Below are 21,267 nucleotides of genomic sequence, written 5' to 3'. Positions count from 1 at the left end.
CGGCACCATCAACCTGCTGAACGTGTCGACCGGTACTGCAACTATTGTCCTGCAAGGTACGGATTATGTGGCAGGTATTGCTGCCAATCAGTTGGTGCTCAAGACGATGGACAGCATCACGTTGTCGACCGGCGCGGGAATCACTTGGTATGCGGAGAACGGATCGGTTCCGGATGCGTTGTCTACTGCGTTCAATGGAGGGGTTCGGGCTGTCATGGCTCGTTATGGCCTGGGGGGCTCTGCCTACAGCTACACCGGGAGTATCGATAGCCTCGTGGAAAACGGTGTGTTTCTAGTCAGCGCTTCGACCACGGGAACGAAGCCGGAATATCCCCCACAGCAGGGCACGGGGCAGATTCCCCAGGGCACCGTGTTCCACATGGAGCGGGGCAGCAGCAACATGGCTACGCAGGTTTGGGATTCGTTGGTGAATTCCATCCTACCGATTACTTGTATACGTACTCGTACTGCTAGTGGTGTCTGGACTCCTTGGGCGCAGATATGGAGCAGCAACAACACTCCTAAACAAGCTAACCCGCTCGATCTGACCCCGGGCGCAATGCTTACTCCAGGGGCGTTTGGAGTGGGCCGCGCAATCGTTGGTACCGCGCTGGATTTGAATGACTACACGATACCGGGTGATTACCTGACAGCCACGTCAGGCCAGCTCAACATCCCGCCCGGCTGGAGCCCTACACGACGTTACGGCCTCAGGGTTTCCGGCCTGTCCAATGCCGGCGAGCGTCTGACACAAACGCTGATTGGGGGAATGTCGGGGGATGAGGTTGGCATGGCGGTCCGCGCGCGTCGTGAGGATGGGCAGTGGAAAGACTGGGAGGAAATTACAACCAGTCGACACGGTCCTTTCAAGGCAACTCAGACTTATAAGGCCGCCGGGGTGTTTACCTGGGCAGTGCCAGCTGGCGTCAGGAAGGTCTGGGTGACGGTATTCGGCGGTGGTGGCGGTGGCGGGCGCTTCTCCCACGGCGGAGGCGGCGGAGGTGGCGGCGGGATTGCCGAAGGGTTGGTAGACCTGACCGGCGTTTCCTCTGTCACGGTTACTGTCGGCGCTGGTGGGGCTGGCTGGGCCGGAAGTGATGGCGACGGAGCGCCTGGCAATGCATCGTCTTTCGGCAGTTTCATGAGTGCCACGGGCGGCGCTGGTGCGTCGAAGTGGTGGGGCGGCCCAGCAGGCTTTGGATCAGGTGGAGATATCAATACCACCCTGGGCTCGGGTGGACACGCCACTCGCCACGATAATGGGACTTCCATATACGGCGGCGGACATGGCGCCGGCGGCCGGGGTTACGGCGCAGGGGCAGGTTCGATTGGCCAGGCCGGTACGTCCAGTACGCTTGCCGGCAGTGGCGGGGGCGGCGGCAATGAAAACGGCAACGGCGGCAATGGGTCGCCCGGCCAAGTAGTTATCAGATGGTGATCAACATGTGGGCATTGATACAAGACAGCGTTGTGCATGAGGTGACGGAGGTCGATCCCGCAGGACGTTTCCACCCGGATTTGATGTGGAAGCCATGCGGCGAAGAAGTCAGGCACGGATGGCGGTACGACGGGGAGGCATTTGTCGAGCCGGTGAGGGAGGGTGACTCCCTGGCCGCCAGCGAGCGAGCCTGGCGCGACGCGCAGATGCACGCCAGCGAGTGGCTCGTGACACGTCATCGAGATGAACAGGACTTGAAACAGGCGACTACCCTGACGGACGCTCAGTTTTCCGAATTGCTTATCTACCGGCAGGCCCTCCGGGATTGGCCGCAGTCACCTAGTTTCCCCGACAGCCAGTACCGCCCCGTCGTGCTGCCCTGGTTCGCCAGCCAAACCCAATAAATCGCCCCGCACCACGGGGCATTTTTTTGACCGTCAAATTTCAACAACACCCAAGAGCCCCTTCCCCAGGGGCTTTTTCATATATGGAGACAAACCCAAATGGCACTACGCCAAACCTACACCGTGCTCCTCCCATTCCCCACCGGAGGTGGGCACTGGTCTACCGCCGGCCAGGAGCTCGACCTGCTTGACGTCGAGGCCAACGCCTTGCACAGCGCCGGTCGCCTGGCGCTGAAAAAAACCGAAGTCGTCGAACCGGCTTCTGCATCCAACCCGGCCAAAAAGGCCACCACCAAGAAGGCTGAATAACCATGGCTGAGGTTTTGAACTTCGAGCACAACGGCATTACCGTCAATGCCACCGAATCTCCCGAGGCCATGGGTGGCCTGGGTGACAACGTCATCGGTCTGGTCGGCACCGCGCCGAATGCCAACCCGCTGATTCCGAAAAACACCCCGTTCCGTATCAACAGCTTCACCACCCAGGCCCAGCTGGACCCGACCGGTGCCGAGGCGGGTACGTTGTTCCAGGCGGTCTACCAGATCCTCAAAGTGGTCAAGGTGCCGGTCTATGTGGTCATCGTCGAAGAGGGCGCGACCCTGGCCGACACGCAGAACAACGTGATCGGCGGCATCGAGGCGCAGACCGGGCGCAAGTTGGGCCTGGCCGCGTTGAGTGGCGTCGCGGAAGACCTGACGATTATCGGCGCGCCGGGCTTCACCGGCACCAAGGCCGTGGCCAGCGAATTCGCTTCGTTTGGCAAGCGCATCAAGGCCCGCGTGGTGCTCGATGGCAAGGATGCCTCGGTCGCCGACCAGGTGACCTACAGCCAGGAGCTGGGCGGCGCCGACCTCGGTTTCGACCGTTGCCTGGTGGTGCACAACATGCCGGCCGTGTACTCCAAGGCTGCGAAGAAAAACGTCTTCCTGGCCCCGTCGAGCCTGGCGATTGCCGCGCTTGCCAAGGTCAAGCAATGGGAGAGTCCGGGCAACCAGGTGACCTTCGCCGAAGACGTTTCCCGCACCGTGGAATACAACATCCTCGACACCTCCACCGAAGGCGATCTGCTCAACCGCTACGGCGTCAGCTACTACGCCCGGACCATCCTCGGCGGCTTCTCGCTGTTGGGTAACCGTTCCATCACCGGCAAGTTCATCAGCTACGTCGGTCTGGAAGATGCCATCAGCCGCAAGCTGGTGAAGGCCGGCCAGAAAGCCATGGCAAAAAACTTGACCAAATCGTTCATGGACCAGGAGGTCAAGCGCATCAACGACTGGCTGCAAACCCTGGTGGCCGACGAAACCATTCCCGGCGGCAGCGTGTACCTGCACCCGGAACTGAACAGCGTCGAGAAGTACAAGAACGGCACCTGGTACGTGGTCATCGACTACGGCCGCTACGCGCCGAACGAACACATGATTTATCAACTCAATGCCCGCGATGAAATCATCGAGCAGTTCCTGGAGGACGTTCTCTAATGTTTACCAACCGCGTAAGACAGGCCATCGCGGCCACCCTGCAGGGCCTGCCGTTGTCGGCGACCGTGGAAGATTTCACCCCGCCGAAAATCGAATTCGACATGGAAGAGATGCGTGGCGGCCGTTTCATTGGCGAGGAAATGGCCAAGGGCGGCAAGGTGCTGACGGCCAAGCTGACGCTGCAAGGCCTCGGTCCGGAAGTCATGCTGGCGCTGGGTGTGACGGTGGGCGAGGACATTCTGCTCAACGTGCGTGAAGCCGGCCAGGACCAGGACGGCAACACCTGGTTCACCTATCACACGGTGGGCGGCAAGTTGAAATCCCTCGAGGAAACCCCGCTGAAAATGAACGAGAAGCCCAAGACCAATCTTGAGCTGTCCTGCCGCACTTACAACCGTCTGGAAAACGGCGTCCCGGTGATCGACATCGACGTGCGCACCCAGAAGTTCGTGCTCAACGGCGTCGACATTCTTGGCGATGCACGCCGTGCGGTGTTGCTGCCTTAAACAAACCAGCTGGCTAGACACAGTCCCTGTGGGAGCGGGCTTGCTCGCGAAGAGGCCATCAGCTTCAACAGCAATGTTGACTGACACACCGCTTTCGCGAGCAAGCCCGCTCCCACAGGTGGCTCGTCCACGCTGCTTCACCAAGGAATTGATTTCATGTCCTGGATGCCCCCTACCCATGAGCTGCTGTCGCCGATCACCGGTGACGATGGCTCGCAGATCGAGCAGCTCCCACTCAAGCCGCTGTACTACGCCGCGCAAAAAGACGCCCTGGCCCGCGCTGGCGATGACGAAGACGAGCAGTTCTTCGAGCTGGCCAAACTGGCGACCGGCCTGTCGGTCAAGGAACTCGACCAGCTCAAGCGCCCGGACTACGTGAGCATTGCCCAGTACGTGCATGAAATGTCCACGCGCCCGGCGTCGTACTTCCTGGATGATCCACAGGTCGATCCCGACCAAGTGCAGTTGCTGCAACCGCTAGACATCGCTGGCCGTAGCATGACTGCGCTGACCCTGGAAATGCCGGTACTGCGCGCCACCAAGGCCATGAAGAAACTGAAGACGGCCAAGGAACGCGCCGAGTTCATCACCGCCCATTGCACCGGCCTGATGATTCCCGATCTGGGCCTGCTGACCGTGCCCGACTGGACACAACTTCAGGTACGCATCGACGATTTTTTAAACAAACCGGCGGACTTCTTTCGGAGCGCGACATCGAAGTGATCCTCGATGTGGTGCCGCTCATTTACTCGGTAAGTGAGGCGGAAATTCTGGAGTGGGACGCCGGCAAGGCCTTGCGCCGCTACGACATCGCGATCACTCGCCTTGGCGTGAAACAGGAGTAGAGCGGGATGGCGGACGATAGATATTCGCTCAAATACGCAACCTTCAATGAGCCTGGGTTGGCGTTCGGTAATGTCAGCCTCACCAGTGGCGTGTCGGCACAAGGCGCGTTCGCCAGGGATCAACTGGCGAGTCTCGATCTGGCGCTGGAAAAACTCGGGCTCAAGCTCGGGTTGCTGACCACGGCGATCGAGTCGCTGACCGTGAAGCTTTCGGCGCAACGATTGTTCTCCCAAACAATGGGAACCGGCGCCAAGGGCGAGTCGGCGGGTGAGTCAAAGGGCAAGTCCAGTGGCGGTATTGAACCACCGGCGCTGCTCAAACCTGCGATAGCGATGGACTCGGCCATGGCCGATCTGAAGCAGGTCACCGGATTTACCCCTCGCCAGATCGAACAGACGACTGAGTCAACCCGGCATGTCGCTACCGCCAAGCTGGTGGCGGCCGGGGGCACCACGGCGGTTGAAGTGGTGAAGATGCAAAGCCTGGCGGCCAGCAAAGGGATCGGCAACGATTTAGCCAAGGCCTCGGACCGACCGTCGGAGCTGTCGCGTTTCGCCTCGGATGCTGCCGTCATCGCGACGGCAACCAAGAGGCCGGCCATGGAGGTTGCCGAGATGCTGGCCGACTGGCGCATCTCCATGAAGCTCAACGGTGCTCAAGCCTTTGACTTGGCGGATGCAACCAACCAGTTGGGCAAGCTACCCGATGGTGCGAAACCGGCAGAGATCGGCGCGGTCTTGCAGCGTGACGGTGCGGCTGCAACGACGGCAGGCCTGGCCCCTGCCCAAGCCGCAGCGGTGACGGCGGCATTGCTCAATACCGGGACCAAACAAGCGGAAGCCGGCGTGGCGCTGGATAGCTTCGCGACGGCCCTGGGCAAGGGTGGTCAAGTCTCCGCCACCGAGCAAACGGCCTGGAAACAGTTAGGCCTGGAGCCCACGGCGGTGGCGAGCGGCTTGCGTGACAAGGACACGGCGCCTGGCACGGTGATGACGGTGCTGGCGGCCTTGAATGCGCAACCGGCCGAGAAGCGCTCGGCCCTTGCCACCACGCTCTTCAGCCATGGCGATGAAGCCGTGCTGCGCATGGCGCAGAAGCTGACCGATGTGAACGCGGCTTTCTTGCAGGTGAAAGACCCAGGCCAATACGCCACTTCACAATTGGGCAACGACGGTTCGGTGCGGCAGGATGCATTGGCGCTGTCGAAAACCCATCAAGGCCAACTGAATATCCTCAACGCCCGTAATGAGCGTTTGTCCTTGGCCACGGGAAACGCGCTGATGCCTTCGGCGGGTAGCTCATTTCAGGGGCTGGGTTCGCTGGCCGATGGCATGAGTGAATTGGCAGAGTCCTCACCCAAAGCCGCCGCGGCCATCGTGTTGATCGGCGCGGCGATCAAACCGCTGGTGGGCGCGTTGCTCAAGGCGGTAGGGGATGAGATCTCCAGTCAGGTGGCCAAGCGGGTGTTGGGTAGGGCCGCTCCGCACCTTCCCGGTCGATTGGGTGAAGCGATCTCCGAAGATTTCAGAAATCCTCGGGTGGGCAAGCTGGATACAAGCAATGCCAACCAGCGTCCCGAACCCACGAAAGGGCCGAAAATACGCGTCAGTGCACGAGGTTCGGTGGGGAGCGCGAGACGTTTATCCCTCGGACCAACGGCCTCATTACGCTCGATGACTCGCCGTGCGCCCGGCCCATTGAAAATAGTCGGCGCCGTCGCTGATGTGGCCGAGGGTGTACTGACCGGCGACAAACGGATGATGGGCGCAGGCCTGGGAGCCGCCGGTGGCGGCTGGGCCGGCGCTGCGGCGGGTTCAGCGGCCGGTGCTGCGTTGGGCAGTGTCGTGCCGGTGCTCGGCACGGCCATTGGCGGTGTGATTGGCGGACTGCTGGGCGGCTGGCTGGGGAGCGATGCCGGCGCGTCTCTGGGGGAAAAACTCGTCGCCCCGGTCGACAGGCTCGCCGCTCCGGACCAGGTCAGCAAAGACTTGACCAATGCCCAGACCACCACTCAACAGAACACCCTGACCGCGAACATCTACATCAACGGCCAGGACCAGGCCAGTGCGAGTCAGTTGGCGAACCTGGTCGTGCAACAGATCAGCGGCCAGTTCGGCCTGACATCCATGCCCAACTCACTGGCCATGCGCAGTGACGCGGCCCTGACCGACGGAGGTACGTGATGCGTCAACAAATGGCTCTCGGCAGTTTCATCTTTGGCCTGTCGAGAAATTTTGCGTACCACCAATTGGTGCATACGTCGGACGGTGGCTGGAAAAGCATCGATATCCTCACCAGCAAGCCCAAGTCCAGCCAGATCGGCCAAGGCCTGCAAGGGCTGACGATCACCGGCAAATCGATGTACGCCACCGCCATGGATCGCCTCGATGAGTTGCGCGCGTTGCAGGCGCAGCGCGTCCCACTGCCGTTGGTCGATGGCATCGGCCGCAACTGGGGCCTGTGGCAGATCAACAATGTCACGGAAACCCAGACCGCAATCATTGATGACGGCACGGCGATGGTGGTCGGCTGGGTGGTTGAATTGAAGGAGTTCGCCAATGCGTAGGGTTCGAAGTATTGCCGGTGATTCGGTGAATCTGTTGCTGTACCGCGAGCTGGAACGTTGCGACGACCTCGTCGAGGAGGCGCTCTGGCGTCTCAATCCCGGATTGGCTGAATGGGGCCCGGTATTGCCGGCGGGTGTGTGGGTGGTCTTGCCGGAAGTGGACCTCAAGCCCGTGGCAACCCCACCGGTTTCGGCCTGGGATTAAGGAGGCGACATGGCATTGGGTTTTACGCCTGCGGTGGAGATTTATGGCGCGAACGCCGCGCTGCTCAACGAACGCCTGCTCCAGTGGGAGCATGTCGATGCGGCAGGGATCGAGTCCGATCAACTGACGCTCACCATCAGCCTGGAAGGGCTTGAAGGGTTGCCCAGCCTGGGCGGGAAAATCGGCCTGCGGGTCGGTTATCTGGAGTCGGGGCTGGTGGACAAAGGCGAGTTTGTCATCACCCGGCGCACGCCGTTCCTGTTTCCCCTGCAACTCGTTCTGGTGGCCATGGCGGCGCCGTTCAGCGCGGCGGACCAGACCGGCTTCAAGCAGCGCCGATCCGTCAGCCATGGCCCGACCACCCTGGGGGCGCTGTTTCGTCAGTTGACCTCCAGGCACGGCTTTTCCCCCCGTGTGGCGCCGGACCTCTCACTGATAAAAATCGAGCACATCGACCAGACCAACGAAACCGACATGGGGTTCCTCACGCGCCTGGCCCATCGTTATGACGCCGTCGCCAAGCCGGTCAACGAGTTGTATGTGCTGGCCCGGCGCGGCCAGGCGAAGTCGTTGTCGGGCAAGGTCCTGCCCGAGATGAAACTGTCAGTGACGACGAACAATCGCCCGGGCGACCACGCCTTCATTTCCGCCAAGTTTGATGAAACCGCCCGAGCCAAGTACCAGGGCTGCAAGACCAGTTGGTGGGATCCGGCGGCGGGCAAGCTACGGGTCGAGCAGAGCGGCATCGCGCCGTTCAAGACCCTGCGCCAACGCTTTCAGAGCGCAGACGACGCCCGCGCCGCCGGTGAAGGCGAGGTGCGGAGGATGGAGCGCGAAGCCCTCAAGGTGAACATCGAGTGCCCTGGCAACCCGGGGCTGTCCGCCGAGGGCATCGTACTGCTGGACCCGTCCTGGCCGGACTTCATGCGCGGTCGCTGGTCGATCGACAAGGTCACCGCCAGTGGCGACCGGGAAAAAAGCTACCGCTGCACCATTGACGCGACCTGCCTGGACGCCAAGGGCTGATCCCATTTCCTGTGGGAGCGAGCTTGATTCTGTGGCGAACTATTTTTTGTGGCCACTGAAAAAACCACTGTGGGAGCGAGCTTGCTCGCGATAGCGTCAGCTCAGTCACTTTGATATCGACTGACCCACCGCTATCGCGAGCAAGCTCGCTCCCACAGGTCTCCCTCGACTGCAACTTCTCAATAACTGGAATTCCTCCATGAAGATCACACCGATCCTCACGCAGTTTTTCTGAAGCCGATCCAGCATTGGGACAATCAAGGAGAATGCCATGCTCGTCACGCGAGCCCAACTGCTGCAAATCCTCCCGAGCGCCGGCGCCAATGCCAGCGTTTTTGCACCGGTCCTGAACGCTGCCATGGACCGTTATCGGATCATCAGCGTCAAACGAATGGCCGCGTTCCTGGCCCAGGTCGGTCATGAGTCAGGACAATTGCGTTATGTGCGCGAGCTAGGCAGCGAGCAGTACCTTGGAAAATACGATACCGGAACCCTGGCCGTTCGCCTGGGCAACTCGCCCCAGGCTGACGGTGACGGTCAAAAGTATCGCGGCCGAGGACTCATCCAGATTACCGGCCACGACAACTATCTGCGTTGCAGCCTCGGCCTGTTCGGCGACGAACGCCTGCTGGCCTTGCCTGAGCTTCTTGAACGGCCGCAATGGGCCGCCGAATCCGCCGCCTGGTTCTGGGAGCAGAACGGCTTGAACGAATTGGCCGACCGCGATCAGTTCAACACCATCACCCGTCGTATCAACGGCGGTTTGAACGGTCTGGAGGATCGCCTGCAATTGTGGGCGCGGGCGAAGGAGGTGTTGTGCCAACCTTCGACCTGATGCCCTTTTCATCCCGTGCCCTGGGCGTTGTCGTGTTGCTCGCGCTGCTGGCCGGCGGTTCGGCGCTGCTTGCGTGGCGGTTTCAGGACTGGCGTTACGGTCAGCAACTGGCCCGACTCGCACAGGCCCAGGCCGAAACGCTGAATCAAATTACCCAGGCGGCGGCGATGCAGCAAAAGGCCGAGCAGGACAAGCGCCTGGCCCTGGAGCTACAACTCGCTGCCAGCGAACAAACCCATTACCGAGCCTTGAGCGATGCCCAACGTGACCAGGATCGCCTGCGCGATCGCCTTGCTACTGCCGATGTCCGGCTGTCAGTCCTCCTCGACGCCGACGATGTTGCCGCCGGTTGTGCAGTGCCTGCCGCCGCCCGCGCCGGCGGCATGGATCATGGCGCCCCACGCGCCCGACTTGACCCGGCGCATGCTCAACGAATTATCGCCATCACCGACGCCGGTGACCGCGGATTGATCGCGTTGCAGGCTTGCCAGGCCTACATCAGGGCCCTGGGTCAGTAGTCTGGCGAGCCTTGCAAGCTTCGAGCGCTCGTGTACGGTAGGCCCCAATTGCGTGGAATCAGGAGAGCACCATGGACGACATTACCGAACTGGCCGCGGAACTGGGCAGGCGCCTGCAGCGGCTCAATGCCCATGTGACCACAGCCGAGTCCTGTACGGGCGGGGGGATTGCCGAGGCGATCACGCGGATCCCCGGGAGTTCGGCCTGGTTCGAGGCCGGTTATGTCACCTATTCCAATCGTCAGAAAAGCCAGCAGCTGGATGTGCCCGCCGAGTTGTTTCAGACGGTGGGGGCGGTCAGCCGCGAGGTGGTCGAGGCCATGGCGCTAGGTGCCCAGCGCAAAAGCCTGGCGCGGTTTGCCGTGGCGGTCAGCGGCGTGGCCGGGCCGGACGGGGGCTCGCCGAGCAAACCGGTGGGTACCGTGTGGATCGCCTGGAGGGTTGGCGAGGCGGTGTACAGCGAGCAGAATTTCTTTCCCGGCAACCGCGACGAGGTCCGCCGACAAACGGTGAAGGCCGCGCTAGACGGGCTGTTACAACATGCCGCCGTAGAAATCTCAAATCAGGGGTAGGCGATCCCGGATCGCTGTGGAATAATACTGGCTACTTATACAGGTGTTGGCCGCCAGGCCTTATTGATTACGTGAGGACTTTAATGGACGACAACAAGAAGAAAGCCTTGGCTGCGGCCTTGGGTCAGATCGAACGTCAATTCGGCAAGGGTGCCGTAATGCGTATGGGCGATCAGGACCGTCAGGCTATTCCTTCCATCTCCACCGGCTCCCTGGGCCTGGACATTGCGCTTGGCATTGGCGGTTTGCCAAAAGGCCGAATCGTTGAAATCTACGGTCCTGAATCGTCCGGTAAAACCACACTGACCTTGTCCGTGATCGCCCAGGCCCAAAAAGCCGGCGCGACCTGCGCCTTCGTCGACGCTGAACACGCCCTGGACCCGGAATACGCCGGCAAACTGGGTGTCAACGTCGATGACCTGCTGGTTTCCCAGCCGGACACCGGTGAGCAAGCCTTGGAAATTACCGACATGCTGGTGCGTTCCAACGCAGTTGACGTGATCATCGTCGACTCCGTGGCAGCACTGGTACCAAAGGCTGAAATCGAAGGTGAAATGGGCGACATGCACGTGGGCCTCCAGGCTCGCCTGATGTCCCAGGCCCTGCGCAAGATCACCGGTAACATCAAGAACGCCAACTGCCTGGTGATCTTCATCAACCAGATCCGTATGAAGATCGGCGTGATGTTCGGTAGCCCGGAAACCACCACCGGTGGTAACGCACTGAAGTTCTACGCCTCGGTTCGCCTCGACATCCGCCGTACTGGCGCGGTGAAAGAAGGTGATGAAGTGGTCGGCAGCGAAACCCGCGTCAAGGTCGTGAAGAACAAGGTGGCTTCGCCGTTCCGTCAGGCCGAGTTCCAGATTCTTTACGGCAAGGGCATCTACCTCAATGGCGAGATGATCGACCTGGGTGTGTTGCACGGTTTCGTCGAGAAGTCGGGCGCCTGGTACGCCTACAACGGCACCAAGATCGGTCAGGGCAAGGCCAACTCGGCCAAGTTCCTGGCGGATAACCCGGAAGTTGCCGCGGCCCTCGAGAAGCAGCTGCGTGACAAGCTGTTGAGCCCGGTGGCAGACGTCAAGTCCGTGGCTAATCGCGAGCCCGTTGACGACCTGGCCGACGCTGACATCTGATTGATCCGATGACCGCCGTACTCGATACCCTCGTCGCGGTGCGGCGAACCGCGATGGACCTGCTCGCCAGACGCGAGCACGGTCGGGTCGAACTGACGCGTAAATTGCGTCAGCGCGGCGCAACCGATGAGTTGATCGACACAGCCCTCGACCGCTTGACTGAAGAGGGCTTGCTGTCGGAGTCCCGTTACCTGGAAAGCTTCGTCGCTTATCGTGCTCGCTCCGGCTACGGTCCTTTGCGCATTCGTGAGGAGCTGGGCCAGCGCGGCTTGCAACGCCCGGATATCGAACTCGCCCTGCGCGAAAGCGGTATCGATTGGCAGGAGCAATTGACGGATACCTGGCGTCGCAAGTTCTCAGGGCATTTGCCCATCGATGCACGAGAGCGAGCCAAGCAGGGGCGTTTCCTGGCGTACCGAGGGTATTCCATGGAAATGATCAACCGCTTGTTCAGCGGTCGCGGTATGGATGATTGAATAAAAACGGCCCGCTATTTCGATAGCGGGCCGTTTTTTTATGGGCTCAGGTTACCTTGATCGGCTCCCATGTGAGCGGGTGAGTCTTCTGGGCGGGCTGGGCCCAGTTTTCCGGCAGGTTGATGTAATCCACCAGTTCCCTCAAGCGACCGTGGTTGCGGGCGTTGAAGGCAAACGTCAGCCGTGTCAGATGACTGAACCGGGCCTCGTCATGCTCTTCACCGCTGTAGTCATGTTGGTGAAAACAATCGTTCAGGCACAGGTCGGCAAAATCTACCTGCATCTGCTGCATGGCCTGTTCGCTTAGCTTGTGATGCATGCGGATCACGAACTGATGCTTGAGCCAGCGACTGGAGTGGAAGTTGAGGTAGAACTGGTTGATCTCTTCCACGGCCTCCTCGGCGTTGTACACCAGGCGCATGAGCTTCATGTCTGTGGGCAGGATGTAGCGATTCTCCTCCAGCTGCTCGCGGATAAAATCCAGGGCGCCTTGCCAGAACTTGCCTCCGGGAACATCCAGCAGGACCACCGGTACCAATGGGCTTTTACCGGTCTGTATCAGCGTCAGGACTTCCAGCGCCTCATCAAGCGTGCCGAAACCGCCGGGACAGAGCACCAGTGCGTCGGCCTCCTTGACGAAAAACAGCTTGCGGGTGAAGAAGAAGTGGAACGGTAGCAGGTTCGACGTGCCTTCAACGGTCGGGTTTGCGTGCTGCTCGAAAGGTAGGGTGATATTGAAGCCCAGGCTATGGTCACGCCCTGCGCCTTCATGGGCCGCGGCCATGATGCCACCGCCGGCACCGGTGATGACCATCATGTCCGAGCGGGCCAGCGCAGCGCCCAGCTCTCGGGCCAGGCCGTACAGCGGATGTTCGATGGGCGTTCGGGCCGAGCCGAAGACCGTGACCTTGCGCCGGCCCTTGAATTGTTCGAGCGTACGAAAGGCGTGTTCCAATTCCCTCAGGGCTTGCAGCGTAATCTTGGCATTCCAGCGGTTGTGATCTTCCTGGGCCATGCGCAGCACAGTCAGGATCATGTCACGGTAAATGGGGAGGTTGGGGCTGTCTGGGGATACCAGGTTGAGTTGTTCTTCGACCTTGCGGGTGAGGTCGTGGCCGTGGTTCTCAAAATGACGGCTGAGCAGGTCATTCGGTTTATAAGGCATTCAGCTTCTCCTTCTTAACAGGACCCCGGCCCGAACGAGAGATTCGTCAGGGCCACGACATTCCGTGTGTCGTTGTCAGCCCAGGCATCGGCTGGCGGCTGACCTGGCTTGACGCGGTCTGCGGCAGGGCGACCAAGCCATCCAGCGGGTTCTGTTTTTCCCTTTGATAAAAACAAGCACGCCAAGGTGTTGGCCGGGCAGCCTCTTTCTGCCCGATGCAAATACTTAGAATACTTCTGAATCTAGCCGATCTTTGCTGTCCTGATCATGGCGCTCAAACGTAACTGTTGGCAACCGCTGGATAAACGCACGGCAATATCGCACCGCTCGTCAGATTGCCGACCGGGTGCGTGCCGCTCTGATTAACTGATAATAAGCGTGCCAATGCTAATTGACGCCCAGGGCTGGGCGCCACGTGATGGATTGAAGCGGATCGGGCATGGAGGCGGGAGAAGTGAAAAAGGTGACTTTGGAGCTCGACAGGCAGTTGTACCTGATGCTGCGGGAATCGGCACAGGCCAATCGGGTGAGTCTTGAGGAAGAATGCTGTCGTCGGCTGGGCGGGCGAGCATGGCGCTCGCGCTACCTGCAGGCGCTGGTGGCGGAACTGCGCGCCGACGATGAGCAGCGGCGCGCAAGCTCGGGTTGATTACTTCTTCGTCTTGGCGGGTTTCGGGCAATCCGATTCCTGGAAGCGTTCGGTCGCGACCGGACGGTTGGTCTTAACCTCGGTAAATTCATAACGCATCGTCGCGCCCTTGGCCATCAACTTGCGAAAGCCCGGGTTGGTGCACACCGTGGAGCCCAGTTGGAAATACACGGCCTTGGGGTCTGCGCGCATTTTCTGGGCATGGCTGCTTTGCACGCTGAGGTGGTTGACCAGCTCGGTGCCTTCGACGGTATAACCCTGGTCGAGAATGTCTTCGTTGATCGCCCGCGGCGTGCCGACGCTACTTTCCTTGGCAACGTTCTGCAGCATCTTGTTCAGTTCGAGTTCTTTCAGCGAGGCAGCCTGAGCGCTGAAGGACGTCGCCAGCAGAACGGCAACGGTAGGGACGATAAGGCGCAGCATGAAACTCTCCTGGTTCAGTGACTGGTGGTTCGACCGATCACATGACTGTGCGTTCAGTGGCCGGGGATTATAGGGGAGCCCGTGTGGACGGTACAGGTTCGTGCGCTCTGGTAGACTGCCGGCCTTTATTACCCTGCCGAGTGTTGTTCGTGTCGAGTTTTCCTGTCCGTCGGCGTTGCCCACGATGAATCACGCCCCTAACGCCGTAGCCCGCCTGCGCGACCAGCGCATCGATGAAGGCATCAAGCCGATTCAGGCCCGGGGCTGGCGCGCGCCCCGTTGCAGCGCCTGCAGGGTGATCGAGAGCCATTGCCTGTGCGCCTGGCGTCCGAGCGTCGAGACCCGTTCCGGGGTTTGTTTGATCATGACCAACAAGGAAGTGTTCAAGCCAAGCAATACCGGTTGGCTGATTGCCGATGTAGTGCGTGACAATCATGCGTTCATCTGGTCGCGCACCGAGGTCGATGAGCAATTGTTGGCGTTGCTGAACGATCCGCAGTGGCAACCATACCTGGTGTTCCCCGGCGAATATGTCGAGCCATCGCGAGTCACCCATACGGTGGATCTCGATCACGCCAAGCGCCCACTGTTCATCCTGCTGGATGCAACCTGGACGGAGGCGCGGAAGATGTTCCGTAAAAGCCCGTATTTCGACCGGCTGCCGATCCTGAGCCTGCTGCCCGACAGACTGTCGCGCTACCGCTTGCGTCGTTCGACCCGCAGCGAGCACTTGTGCACCGCTGAGGTGGCGGCGTTGTGCCTGGAGTTGGCGGGGGACAGCGACGCCGCGTCGGCCCTGGATGCCTATTTCGATGTGTTCAGCCAGCATTACCTGGGCGCCAAGGGCCAGCAGGAGGTGAACGTGTCGACCCCGGCCCATGCCGAGTTGCAACCCTTCATTCGTACGCCGCACGCGGTATTGGCCCAATAGTGGCCCATACTGGACACAGGGGCGGCCGTGCTGCTTGACCACCCCGGCTTCGCTGGGCATGCTTGGCGCCGACCAGGGCGCCGCCCACTGTTTGAAACGCTGTGTTTGGCGTTGAACGTGCCCCTGTGGATGCCGCTGCAAGGCGGTGTCTTGAGTTGTCTTGGCGAGGCGCGAATGCATCGGGCCTGCCATTAAAAACAGGATCATTTGAAAAATGGCCACATACGAAATCCTGATTGCCGATGACCACCCGCTTTTCCGCAGCGCGTTGCATCAGGCAGTGACCCTGGGCCTTGGCCCGGCTGTCCGGTTGACGGAGGTGGCCAGCATCGCGGAACTGGAGGCCCGGCTGACAGACAAGGCCGACTGGGACCTGGTGCTGTTGGACCTGAATATGCCCGGTGCCTATGGTTTTTCAGGGCTGGTGCTGTTGCGTGGCCAATATCCACAGATTCCCGTGGTCATGGTCTCGGCCCAGGAAGAAGCCTCGGTGATGGTCAAGGCCCGGGAGTTCGGTGCCAGTGGCTTCATACCCAAGTCCAGTTCCCTTGAAATGATTCAAAAAGCCGTGAAGGCGGTCCTGGACGGCGATGTCTGCTGGCCGCCCCAGGCGTTCGAAGCGGTGAGTGTGTCCGAAGAAGCCAAGGCCGCCAGCGCGGGCCTGGCCAGCCTTACGCCGCAGCAGTTTCGGGTGTTGACCATGGTGTGCGAAGGCTTGTTGAACAAGCAGATTGCCTATGAGCTGAACGTGTCGGAGGCCACCATCAAGGCCCACGTCACGGCGATCTTCCGTAAACTGAACGTCCGCACCCGGACCCAGGCGGCGCTGTTGCTGCAACAACTTGAGTCAATTTCGCCGCAGGCTTGATGCGCTGCTTCACGCTTTTTTGACCGGGTTTGAATTAGTTTCTCCACTCCTTTTCGATCAGTTGCCCACTCTATGTCACCTTTTAAAGGCCAGACCGGCCTGAAACGCATCCTCAACGCCTCCGGCTATTCCTTGGACGGGCTGCGCGCGGCTTTTGTCGGCGAAGCGGCTTTCCGTCAGTTGGTGCTGCTCAACGTCGTCCTGATTCCGTTGTCGTTCTTCCTGAACGTCAGTCGTGTCGAACAGGCGCTGCTGATTGCCGTGTGCCTGCTGGCACTGATCGTGGAGTTGCTCAACTCGGCGGTGGAGGCGGCCATCGACCGCATCTCGCTGGAGTTGCACCCGTTGTCGAAAAACGCCAAGGACATGGGCAGCGCCGCCCAGTTCGTCGCCCTGACGATGATCGCGTTGGTGTGGGGCTTGATCCTGCTGTAACGGCTCAGGCAATGGCCGGTAGCACGATTTCGTCGCTGCGCTGGGCCCCGGCGGTGAAGGCCCGGCACAGTTCGAGGAATTCGCGCATGGCCGAGGTCTGGTACTTCTGTTTATGCCAAATGAAATAGAACTGCCGCGCCAGGTCCATGTCCGGTGTTTCCACCGCGACGAGGCTGCCGCGACGGAAGGCGTCGCGCAGCGCCAGGCGGGAGATGCAGCCAATGCCCAGGCCGGACTCCACGGCGCGCTTGATCGCTTCGGTGTGTTCCAGCTCCAGGCGGATATTCAACGCGCTGCGGTGGTGACGCATGGCCTGGTCGAAGGTCAGTCGCGTGCCTGAACCCTGTTCCCGCAGAATCCAGGCTTCATGGGTCAATTCTTCCATGGTCGCCTGGCCGCGCTTGGCCAGCGGATGTTGAGGGGCACAGAACACCACCAGTTCGTCCTCGACCCAGCTCTGCACTTCGATGTCCGGGTGACTGCAGTCGCCTTCGATTAGACCCAGATCAATTTCATAGTGGGCAACCTGGTGCACGATATTGGCAGTGTTCTGCACATGCAGCTTCACCTGGCTTTCCGGATGGCGCTGCATGAAACCGCCGATCAACAAGGTCGCCAGGTAATTGCCGATGGTCAGTGTCGCGCCGACCGCCAGTGAGCCGAAACCGGACTTGCCATTGAGCAGGTCTTCGATCTCCTTGGCTTGGTCCAGCAGCGCTACGGCCTGGGGCAGCAGTTGTTTGCCCAAGGCATTGAGGCTCAGGCGCTTGCCGGCACGGTCGAACAACTGGCAGCTCGATTGCCGCTCCAGTTCGGTGATGGAGGTGCTGGCCGCCGACTGCGACAGATTGAGCTGGCCCGCAGCGCGAGACACGCTTTCCTGCTGGGCGACGGCGACGAAGACTTGAAGTTGACGTAGAGTAAATCGCATATCGATATAACCGATAACCCTTATCTTAATAATCCATTTAACAGATATTGTCGCCGCCATTAGAATGCGATGCAATTGCGCAGATTATCGGCGCAGGCATCATTCCCAGGAGTCCCCGTACATGAGCAACATGAACCACGAGCGTGTCCTCAGTGTTCATCACTGGAACGACACTCTGTTCAGCTTCAAGTGCACCCGCGATCCGGGCCTGCGCTTCGAGAACGGTCAGTTCGTGATGATCGGCCTGCAACAGCCCAACGGCCGCCCGCTTATGCGCGCTTACTCGATTGCCAGCCCGAACTGGGAAGAGCATCTCGAATTCTTCAGCATCAAGGTGCCCGATGGTCCGCTGACCTCCCAGCTGCAGCACCTGAAGGAAGGCGACGAGATCATCATCAGCAAGAAACCCACCGGCACCCTCGTGCTGGACGATCTCAAGCCTGGCAAGCATTTGTACCTGCTCAGCACCGGCACTGGCCTGGCGCCGTTCATGAGCGTCATCCAGGATCCGGAAACCTATGAGCGTTTCGAAAAAGTGATCCTGTGCCACGGCGTGCGTTACGTCAATGAAGTCGCTTACCGCGAGTTCATCACCGAACACTTGCCGCAGAACGAGTTCTTCGGCGAAGCCCTGCGTGACAAGCTGATCTACTACCCGACCGTGACGCGCGAGCCGTTCGAGAACGAAGGCCGCCTGACCGACCTGATGCGTAGCGGCAAGCTGTTCCGCGACATCGGCCTGCCACCGATCAACCCGCAGGACGACCGTGCCATGTTGTGCGGCAGCCCGAGCATGCTCGACGAGACCAGCGAAGTGCTCAACAGCTTCGGCCTGACCGTTTCGCCGCGTATGCGCGAGCCGGGTGACTACCTGATCGAGCGGGCGTTTGTAGAGAAGTAAACTTCGGCATTTGCGGTGGCCGATCTACCGCCATCGCGAGCAGGCTCGCTCCCACAAGGGGATTTGTGTTGAATCCAAATGCGTGAACAACACAGATCAAATGTGGGAGCGAGCCTGCTCGCGATGGCAGCGACTCGGTCCAACTGACAGACTACGAAAAGCCCGCGCCGCCTGATGAAGGCCGCGCGGGCTTTTTCGTTTCCGGGTTTTATTCAGCCGCAGGAACGACTTCCAATACCCGGATCAACCCCGGCTCCGGATAATGCCAACGCACATCCAGATCCCAGAACTGCGCACCATATTCCCTTTCGGCCGTAGGAATCTGGTACGCCGGGCGTGGGTCTTGGGCCAAACATTGCTCGATCAGCTCCACCAAGGGTTCTTCCAGGCGCGTGGCATGCTCGCGCGCCTGGAGCAGGGCAGTGTCCGCCCATTGCACCGGAATCAACTCAGGCGCGGCGCTGGCGATGCTGTTGGAGGCCGAGCCGATGATGTCGGCGTAGGGCACGTAGGGCTTGATGTCGAGCACCGGGGTGCCGTCCAGCAAATCGATGCCTGAGAGCCACAGGCGCCCGGCTTCGACCCGTTCCAGCTTCACCACCGACTGGCCGATGCCGTTGGGGCGATGGGTGGCACGGGTGGCGAACACGCCCATGGACTTGTTGCCGCCCAGGCGTGGCGGCCGCACTTTCAAGCGCGGCTTGTCTTCCAGGGCCTGGTGGAACAGAAACAGCAGCCAGACATGGCTGACCTGCTCCAGGCCCTGCACCGCCTCGCCCTGGTCGAACGGCGCCACCAGTTCCAGCACGCCGCGTGCGGCCGGCGCCAGTTGCGGTTGGCGGGGAATGGCGAACTTCTCCTTGAAGCAGGAGCGTAGGAAGCCGATGGGGGAGACGCTGTAGGTCATTTCAAGAGCTTCAAGTGACAAGCGACAAGCCGCAAGCTTTGAACTTGTCGCTTGAAGCTTATGGCTGCTGTTTAAGCTCTGACGCGCAGCGTCAGGCCCTTGAGGAAGTTGCGCAGCAACTGGTCACCGCACGGTCGGTAGTTGGTGTGGCCGAACTTGCGGAACAGCGCGCTCAGTTCCGGCTTGGACACCGGGAACTCGGCGGCCTTGAGGATGGCGTGCATGTCGTCTTCCTTCAGTTCGAAGGCCACCCGCAGTTTCTTGAGGATGATGTTGTTGGTCACCGGCACTTCGATCGGCTGCGGCGGACGGCTTTCGTCCTTGCCACGCTTGAAGATCACCAGGCCATCGAGAAAATGCGCCATGACCTCGTCAGGGCAGAAGACGAAGCCTTCTTCCTCATCTTTCTTGAGGTAGCCGGCCAGGTCCGCCAGGGAGACGTCCAGGCCGCCCAGCTTGATGATCTCGATGACTTTCTTGTCGCTGATGTCGAGCATGTAGCGCACGCTGCGCAGTACGTCGTTGTGAATCATGTGTGCAGTCCTGATCGATCGGCAGTGGGCGCCTGCATTCGGTGCGGCGCCGGGAAAATTAGAACTTTTCTTTGGTAGACAAGTAGCGCCACTGGCCCAGCGGCACTTTGCCGATGGACACCCCGCCGATGCGGATGCGGCGAATGGCGACGACCTTGAGGCCGACCGCCTGGCAAAACAGTGCGATCACGCTGGGCTGCGGATTTTTCATCGCAAAGCGCAGGCGGTTCTCGTTCTGCCAGCTGGCCTTGACCGCCGGCAACTCCTTGCCCTTGTAGGTCAAGCCATGGTTCAGGCGATTGAGGCCGTGGGCGACCATTTCGCCTTCGACTTCCACGACGTATTCCTGCTCGATCTTGGCGGCGTCGGCGGTGAGTTTGCGCAAGATCTTCCAGTCCTGAGTGAACACCAGCAGCCCGCTGGCGTTGGCCTGCAGGTCGGCGCTGGCGGTCAGGCGCAGGAAATGCCCCTTGAGCGGGCGCTTGCCAAAGCGATGCTCTTCGCTCAGGGTCTGCGGTCCTAGGGAAGCCATTGCGGTGTCTACATCCATGCCTGCCGGGACGTTCAGCAGGAGCGTCACCGGCTCCGGCGCGGTGGCCTTGGCCTCGGGGTCGAGTTCGACTTTCTGGGTCGTCACCTTGAACTGCGGCTCATCGATCACTTCGCCATCCACGGTGACCCAGCCGCCCTCGATGAACAGCTCAGCCTCCCGACGGGAACAGCCGACGAGTTCGATGAGGCGTTTGGAGAGACGAGTCGGGTCAGTCATGACGGGGGCCGTAACAAAAAGAGGGTGGGCATTGTACCTGCCTGGCGTCGGTTAATCGCGGGTCCATTTGCCTCATGCAACTTTTAGCCGCGTCCCGCCTTCAGGTCAGGCTGCTTGTAGCGCATGTGCAGCAGCGGGTAGGGCTGGTTCATGCCATCTTTTGCCGAGCGCCCGACCACTTCGAAGCCTTGCTTGAGATAAAAGCCCAAGGCTTGCGGGTTCTGTTCGTTGACGTCCAGTTGATCGGCGTTCAGGTGCTCCATGGCGTAGCGCAGCAACAGCTTGCCCAGGCCCTGGCCACGGTGCTGTGGGTCGATGAAGAGCATCTCGATCTTGCCGGCCGCGACACCGGCGAAACCGGTGATCCGCTGACGCGCGTCCCGGGTGCAAATGAGCATCACCGCATCCAGGTAGCGAGTGAGCACCAGGTTTTTCAGCAATTCGATGTAGCTGTCCGGCAGAAAGTCATGGGTGGCCCGCACCGACGCCTCCCAGACCTGGGTCAGTTCCTGGTAATCGCTCGGTTTCGGTGTGTGGATGACCGAATGCTGGCGCATGTCCATCAGTTCCTTGTGCTGGATGTGCTGGTTTCTCCATACGATAGCCGTAAAAAAGCCCCGCATCTCGTTACAAGAGCGGGGCTTCAAAATTTTTTCGGTGCCGGCAGGTGAATGGCTTGCGAACACCCCGTGGCGAGGGAGCTTACTCCCGCTCGATTGCGTAGCAATCGCAAAGAGGGGCTACTTCGT

At 60.5% G+C, this 21,267-nt stretch carries 28 protein-coding genes; 21 read left to right on the top strand and 7 right to left on the bottom strand.

Annotated features, from left to right (window positions below):
* Positions 1-106: 106 nt before the first annotated feature.
* From J3361_RS29805 to recX, 16 genes are all read left to right on the top strand, one after another.
* The gene (locus J3361_RS29805) at positions 107-1,438 is read left to right on the top strand and encodes a glycine-rich domain-containing protein (protein WP_347709635.1); all 1,332 of its coding nucleotides are present in this window, start codon (positions 107-109) and stop codon (positions 1,436-1,438) included.
* A complete protein-coding gene (locus J3361_RS16235) occupies positions 1,432-1,842 on the top strand; it encodes a phage tail assembly chaperone (protein WP_207965433.1) in 411 nt (136 codons plus the stop codon). The genes J3361_RS29805 and J3361_RS16235 overlap by 7 nt, the downstream gene beginning before the upstream one ends.
* Positions 1,843-1,941: 99 nt before the next feature.
* Positions 1,942-2,151 (top strand): hypothetical protein, encoded by a 210-nt coding sequence (locus tag J3361_RS16230; protein ID WP_207965432.1) that lies wholly within the window; start codon positions 1,942-1,944, stop codon positions 2,149-2,151.
* Positions 2,152-2,153: 2 nt separating this feature from the next.
* A complete protein-coding gene (locus tag J3361_RS16225) occupies positions 2,154-3,320 on the top strand; it encodes a phage tail protein (protein ID WP_207965431.1) in 1,167 nt (388 codons plus the stop codon).
* On the top strand, positions 3,320-3,826 hold the full coding sequence (locus tag J3361_RS16220) for a phage major tail tube protein (RefSeq protein ID WP_186705528.1): 507 nt from the start codon (positions 3,320-3,322) through the stop codon (positions 3,824-3,826). The genes J3361_RS16225 and J3361_RS16220 overlap by 1 nt, the downstream gene beginning before the upstream one ends.
* 156 nt (positions 3,827-3,982) lie before the next feature.
* On the top strand, positions 3,983-4,549 hold the full coding sequence (locus J3361_RS16215; RefSeq protein ID WP_207965430.1) for a phage tail assembly protein: 567 nt from the start codon (positions 3,983-3,985) through the stop codon (positions 4,547-4,549).
* Complete coding sequence (locus J3361_RS29720; RefSeq protein WP_003184823.1) at positions 4,546-4,671, top strand: hypothetical protein; 126 nt, start codon at positions 4,546-4,548, stop codon at positions 4,669-4,671. The genes J3361_RS16215 and J3361_RS29720 overlap by 4 nt, the downstream gene beginning before the upstream one ends.
* A gap of 6 nt (positions 4,672-4,677) precedes the next feature.
* On the top strand, positions 4,678-6,855 hold the full coding sequence (locus J3361_RS16210) for a phage tail tape measure protein (protein WP_207965429.1): 2,178 nt from the start codon (positions 4,678-4,680) through the stop codon (positions 6,853-6,855).
* Positions 6,855-7,238 (top strand): phage tail protein, encoded by a 384-nt coding sequence (locus J3361_RS16205; RefSeq protein ID WP_207965428.1) that lies wholly within the window; start codon positions 6,855-6,857, stop codon positions 7,236-7,238. The genes J3361_RS16210 and J3361_RS16205 overlap by 1 nt, the downstream gene beginning before the upstream one ends.
* Entirely contained in the window at positions 7,231-7,443 is a 213-nt protein-coding gene (locus J3361_RS16200; RefSeq protein ID WP_186728883.1) for a tail protein X, read from the top strand. Before J3361_RS16205 ends, J3361_RS16200 begins: the two co-directional genes overlap by 8 nt.
* A 9-nt stretch (positions 7,444-7,452) precedes the next feature.
* Positions 7,453-8,469: a contractile injection system protein, VgrG/Pvc8 family gene (locus J3361_RS16195; RefSeq protein WP_207965427.1), complete on the top strand. Its 1,017-nt coding sequence runs from the start codon at positions 7,453-7,455 to the stop codon at positions 8,467-8,469.
* A 271-nt stretch (positions 8,470-8,740) separates the two neighbouring features.
* Complete coding sequence (locus tag J3361_RS16190) at positions 8,741-9,304, top strand: glycoside hydrolase family 19 protein (RefSeq protein ID WP_207965426.1); 564 nt, start codon at positions 8,741-8,743, stop codon at positions 9,302-9,304.
* Complete coding sequence (locus J3361_RS16185) at positions 9,286-9,822, top strand: lysis system i-spanin subunit Rz (protein ID WP_207965425.1); 537 nt, start codon at positions 9,286-9,288, stop codon at positions 9,820-9,822. Before J3361_RS16190 ends, J3361_RS16185 begins: the two co-directional genes overlap by 19 nt.
* A gap of 71 nt (positions 9,823-9,893) precedes the next feature.
* The gene (locus J3361_RS16180) at positions 9,894-10,394 is read left to right on the top strand and encodes a CinA family protein (RefSeq protein ID WP_207965424.1); all 501 of its coding nucleotides are present in this window, start codon (positions 9,894-9,896) and stop codon (positions 10,392-10,394) included.
* 83 nt (positions 10,395-10,477) lie between these two features.
* Complete coding sequence (recA, locus tag J3361_RS16175) at positions 10,478-11,530, top strand: recombinase RecA (RefSeq protein WP_014336835.1); 1,053 nt, start codon at positions 10,478-10,480, stop codon at positions 11,528-11,530.
* 8 nt (positions 11,531-11,538) lie between these two features.
* Positions 11,539-12,006: a recombination regulator RecX gene (gene recX / locus J3361_RS16170; protein ID WP_207965423.1), complete on the top strand. Its 468-nt coding sequence runs from the start codon at positions 11,539-11,541 to the stop codon at positions 12,004-12,006.
* Between the two features lie 46 nt (positions 12,007-12,052).
* Here recX and J3361_RS16165 read toward each other — a convergent pair whose 3' ends face one another.
* Positions 12,053-13,171, bottom strand: a complete 1,119-nt coding sequence (locus J3361_RS16165; protein ID WP_207965422.1) for a TIGR00730 family Rossman fold protein — start codon at positions 13,169-13,171, stop codon at positions 12,053-12,055.
* A gap of 454 nt (positions 13,172-13,625) precedes the next feature.
* Here J3361_RS16165 and J3361_RS16160 point away from each other — a divergent pair, with 454 nt between their 5' ends.
* Positions 13,626-13,820 (top strand): hypothetical protein, encoded by a 195-nt coding sequence (locus J3361_RS16160; protein WP_207965421.1) that lies wholly within the window; start codon positions 13,626-13,628, stop codon positions 13,818-13,820.
* On the opposite strand, the gene J3361_RS16155 is transcribed toward J3361_RS16160, so the two are convergent.
* The gene (locus tag J3361_RS16155; RefSeq protein WP_207965420.1) at positions 13,821-14,243 is read right to left on the bottom strand and encodes a quorum-sensing-regulated virulence factor family protein; all 423 of its coding nucleotides are present in this window, start codon (positions 14,241-14,243) and stop codon (positions 13,821-13,823) included. It lies immediately after the preceding gene.
* 184 nt (positions 14,244-14,427) lie between these two features.
* On the opposite strand from J3361_RS16155, the gene J3361_RS16150 reads away from it, so the two are divergent.
* From J3361_RS16150 to J3361_RS16140, 3 genes are all read left to right on the top strand, one after another.
* Positions 14,428-15,174 carry a tRNA-uridine aminocarboxypropyltransferase gene (locus J3361_RS16150; protein ID WP_207965419.1) on the top strand — a complete coding sequence of 249 codons (747 nt, stop codon included), beginning with the start codon at positions 14,428-14,430 and terminating at the stop codon, positions 15,172-15,174.
* Between the two features lie 214 nt (positions 15,175-15,388).
* Positions 15,389-16,042: a response regulator transcription factor ErdR gene (gene erdR / locus J3361_RS16145; protein WP_186705557.1), complete on the top strand. Its 654-nt coding sequence runs from the start codon at positions 15,389-15,391 to the stop codon at positions 16,040-16,042.
* Positions 16,043-16,114: 72 nt separating this feature from the next.
* Positions 16,115-16,477, top strand: coding sequence for a diacylglycerol kinase (locus tag J3361_RS16140; RefSeq protein ID WP_053118952.1), 363 nt, complete (start codon positions 16,115-16,117; stop codon positions 16,475-16,477).
* Positions 16,478-16,481: 4 nt separating this feature from the next.
* Here the strand turns inward: J3361_RS16140 and J3361_RS16135 are convergent, their stop codons facing one another.
* Complete coding sequence (locus J3361_RS16135) at positions 16,482-17,408, bottom strand: LysR family transcriptional regulator (protein WP_024617637.1); 927 nt, start codon at positions 17,406-17,408, stop codon at positions 16,482-16,484.
* Between the two features lie 121 nt (positions 17,409-17,529).
* On the opposite strand from J3361_RS16135, the gene fpr reads away from it, so the two are divergent.
* Positions 17,530-18,309: a ferredoxin-NADP reductase gene (gene fpr, locus J3361_RS16130; RefSeq protein WP_003184787.1), complete on the top strand. Its 780-nt coding sequence runs from the start codon at positions 17,530-17,532 to the stop codon at positions 18,307-18,309.
* Between the two features lie 208 nt (positions 18,310-18,517).
* Here the strand turns inward: fpr and tsaA are convergent, their stop codons facing one another.
* From tsaA to J3361_RS16110, 4 genes are all read right to left on the bottom strand, one after another.
* Positions 18,518-19,216 carry a tRNA (N6-threonylcarbamoyladenosine(37)-N6)-methyltransferase TrmO gene (tsaA, locus tag J3361_RS16125; RefSeq protein ID WP_207965418.1) on the bottom strand — a complete coding sequence of 233 codons (699 nt, stop codon included), beginning with the start codon at positions 19,214-19,216 and terminating at the stop codon, positions 18,518-18,520.
* Positions 19,217-19,287: 71 nt separating this feature from the next.
* Positions 19,288-19,749 (bottom strand): DUF1456 family protein, encoded by a 462-nt coding sequence (locus J3361_RS16120; RefSeq protein ID WP_072410539.1) that lies wholly within the window; start codon positions 19,747-19,749, stop codon positions 19,288-19,290.
* Between the two features lie 58 nt (positions 19,750-19,807).
* Positions 19,808-20,518, bottom strand: a complete 711-nt coding sequence (locus tag J3361_RS16115) for an rRNA pseudouridine synthase (RefSeq protein ID WP_207965417.1) — start codon at positions 20,516-20,518, stop codon at positions 19,808-19,810.
* 83 nt (positions 20,519-20,601) lie between these two features.
* Entirely contained in the window at positions 20,602-21,075 is a 474-nt protein-coding gene (locus J3361_RS16110; protein ID WP_186705560.1) for a GNAT family N-acetyltransferase, read from the bottom strand.
* Positions 21,076-21,267: the final 192 nt, after the last annotated feature.

This window comes from Pseudomonas sp. OA65 (genome assembly GCF_017498305.1).
Lineage (GTDB): Bacteria > Pseudomonadota > Gammaproteobacteria > Pseudomonadales > Pseudomonadaceae > Aquipseudomonas > Aquipseudomonas zanjanensis.
The sequence above is the reverse complement of the archived record's forward strand: the minus strand, read 5'-3'. Positions and strand labels throughout refer to the sequence as shown.

Bases quoted from the DNA above. Each gene is read 5' to 3' on its own strand.
- J3361_RS29805 (WP_347709635.1), top strand. From the start codon at position 107: ATGGACAGCATCACGTTGTCGACCGGCGCGGGAATCACTTGGTATGCG.
- J3361_RS16235 (WP_207965433.1), top strand. From the start codon at position 1,432: ATGGTGATCAACATGTGGGCATTGATACAAGACAGCGTTGTGCATGAG.
- J3361_RS16230 (WP_207965432.1), top strand. From the start codon at position 1,942: ATGGCACTACGCCAAACCTACACCGTGCTCCTCCCATTCCCCACCGGA.
- J3361_RS16225 (WP_207965431.1), top strand. From the start codon at position 2,154: ATGGCTGAGGTTTTGAACTTCGAGCACAACGGCATTACCGTCAATGCC.
- J3361_RS16220 (WP_186705528.1), top strand. From the start codon at position 3,320: ATGTTTACCAACCGCGTAAGACAGGCCATCGCGGCCACCCTGCAGGGC.
- J3361_RS16215 (WP_207965430.1), top strand. From the start codon at position 3,983: ATGTCCTGGATGCCCCCTACCCATGAGCTGCTGTCGCCGATCACCGGT.
- J3361_RS16210 (WP_207965429.1), top strand. From the start codon at position 4,678: ATGGCGGACGATAGATATTCGCTCAAATACGCAACCTTCAATGAGCCT.
- J3361_RS16205 (WP_207965428.1), top strand. From the start codon at position 6,855: ATGCGTCAACAAATGGCTCTCGGCAGTTTCATCTTTGGCCTGTCGAGA.
- J3361_RS16200 (WP_186728883.1), top strand. From the start codon at position 7,231: ATGCGTAGGGTTCGAAGTATTGCCGGTGATTCGGTGAATCTGTTGCTG.
- J3361_RS16195 (WP_207965427.1), top strand. From the start codon at position 7,453: ATGGCATTGGGTTTTACGCCTGCGGTGGAGATTTATGGCGCGAACGCC.
- J3361_RS16190 (WP_207965426.1), top strand. From the start codon at position 8,741: ATGCTCGTCACGCGAGCCCAACTGCTGCAAATCCTCCCGAGCGCCGGC.
- J3361_RS16180 (WP_207965424.1), top strand. From the start codon at position 9,894: ATGGACGACATTACCGAACTGGCCGCGGAACTGGGCAGGCGCCTGCAG.
- recA (WP_014336835.1), top strand. From the start codon at position 10,478: ATGGACGACAACAAGAAGAAAGCCTTGGCTGCGGCCTTGGGTCAGATC.
- recX (WP_207965423.1), top strand. From the start codon at position 11,539: ATGACCGCCGTACTCGATACCCTCGTCGCGGTGCGGCGAACCGCGATG.
- J3361_RS16165 (WP_207965422.1), bottom strand. From the start codon at position 13,171: ATGCCTTATAAACCGAATGACCTGCTCAGCCGTCATTTTGAGAACCAC.
- J3361_RS16155 (WP_207965420.1), bottom strand. From the start codon at position 14,243: ATGCTGCGCCTTATCGTCCCTACCGTTGCCGTTCTGCTGGCGACGTCC.
- J3361_RS16150 (WP_207965419.1), top strand. From the start codon at position 14,428: ATGAATCACGCCCCTAACGCCGTAGCCCGCCTGCGCGACCAGCGCATC.
- erdR (WP_186705557.1), top strand. From the start codon at position 15,389: ATGGCCACATACGAAATCCTGATTGCCGATGACCACCCGCTTTTCCGC.
- J3361_RS16140 (WP_053118952.1), top strand. From the start codon at position 16,115: ATGTCACCTTTTAAAGGCCAGACCGGCCTGAAACGCATCCTCAACGCC.
- J3361_RS16135 (WP_024617637.1), bottom strand. From the start codon at position 17,408: ATGCGATTTACTCTACGTCAACTTCAAGTCTTCGTCGCCGTCGCCCAG.
- fpr (WP_003184787.1), top strand. From the start codon at position 17,530: ATGAGCAACATGAACCACGAGCGTGTCCTCAGTGTTCATCACTGGAAC.
- tsaA (WP_207965418.1), bottom strand. From the start codon at position 19,216: ATGACCTACAGCGTCTCCCCCATCGGCTTCCTACGCTCCTGCTTCAAG.
- J3361_RS16120 (WP_072410539.1), bottom strand. From the start codon at position 19,749: ATGATTCACAACGACGTACTGCGCAGCGTGCGCTACATGCTCGACATC.
- J3361_RS16115 (WP_207965417.1), bottom strand. From the start codon at position 20,518: ATGACTGACCCGACTCGTCTCTCCAAACGCCTCATCGAACTCGTCGGC.
- J3361_RS16110 (WP_186705560.1), bottom strand. From the start codon at position 21,075: ATGCGCCAGCATTCGGTCATCCACACACCGAAACCGAGCGATTACCAG.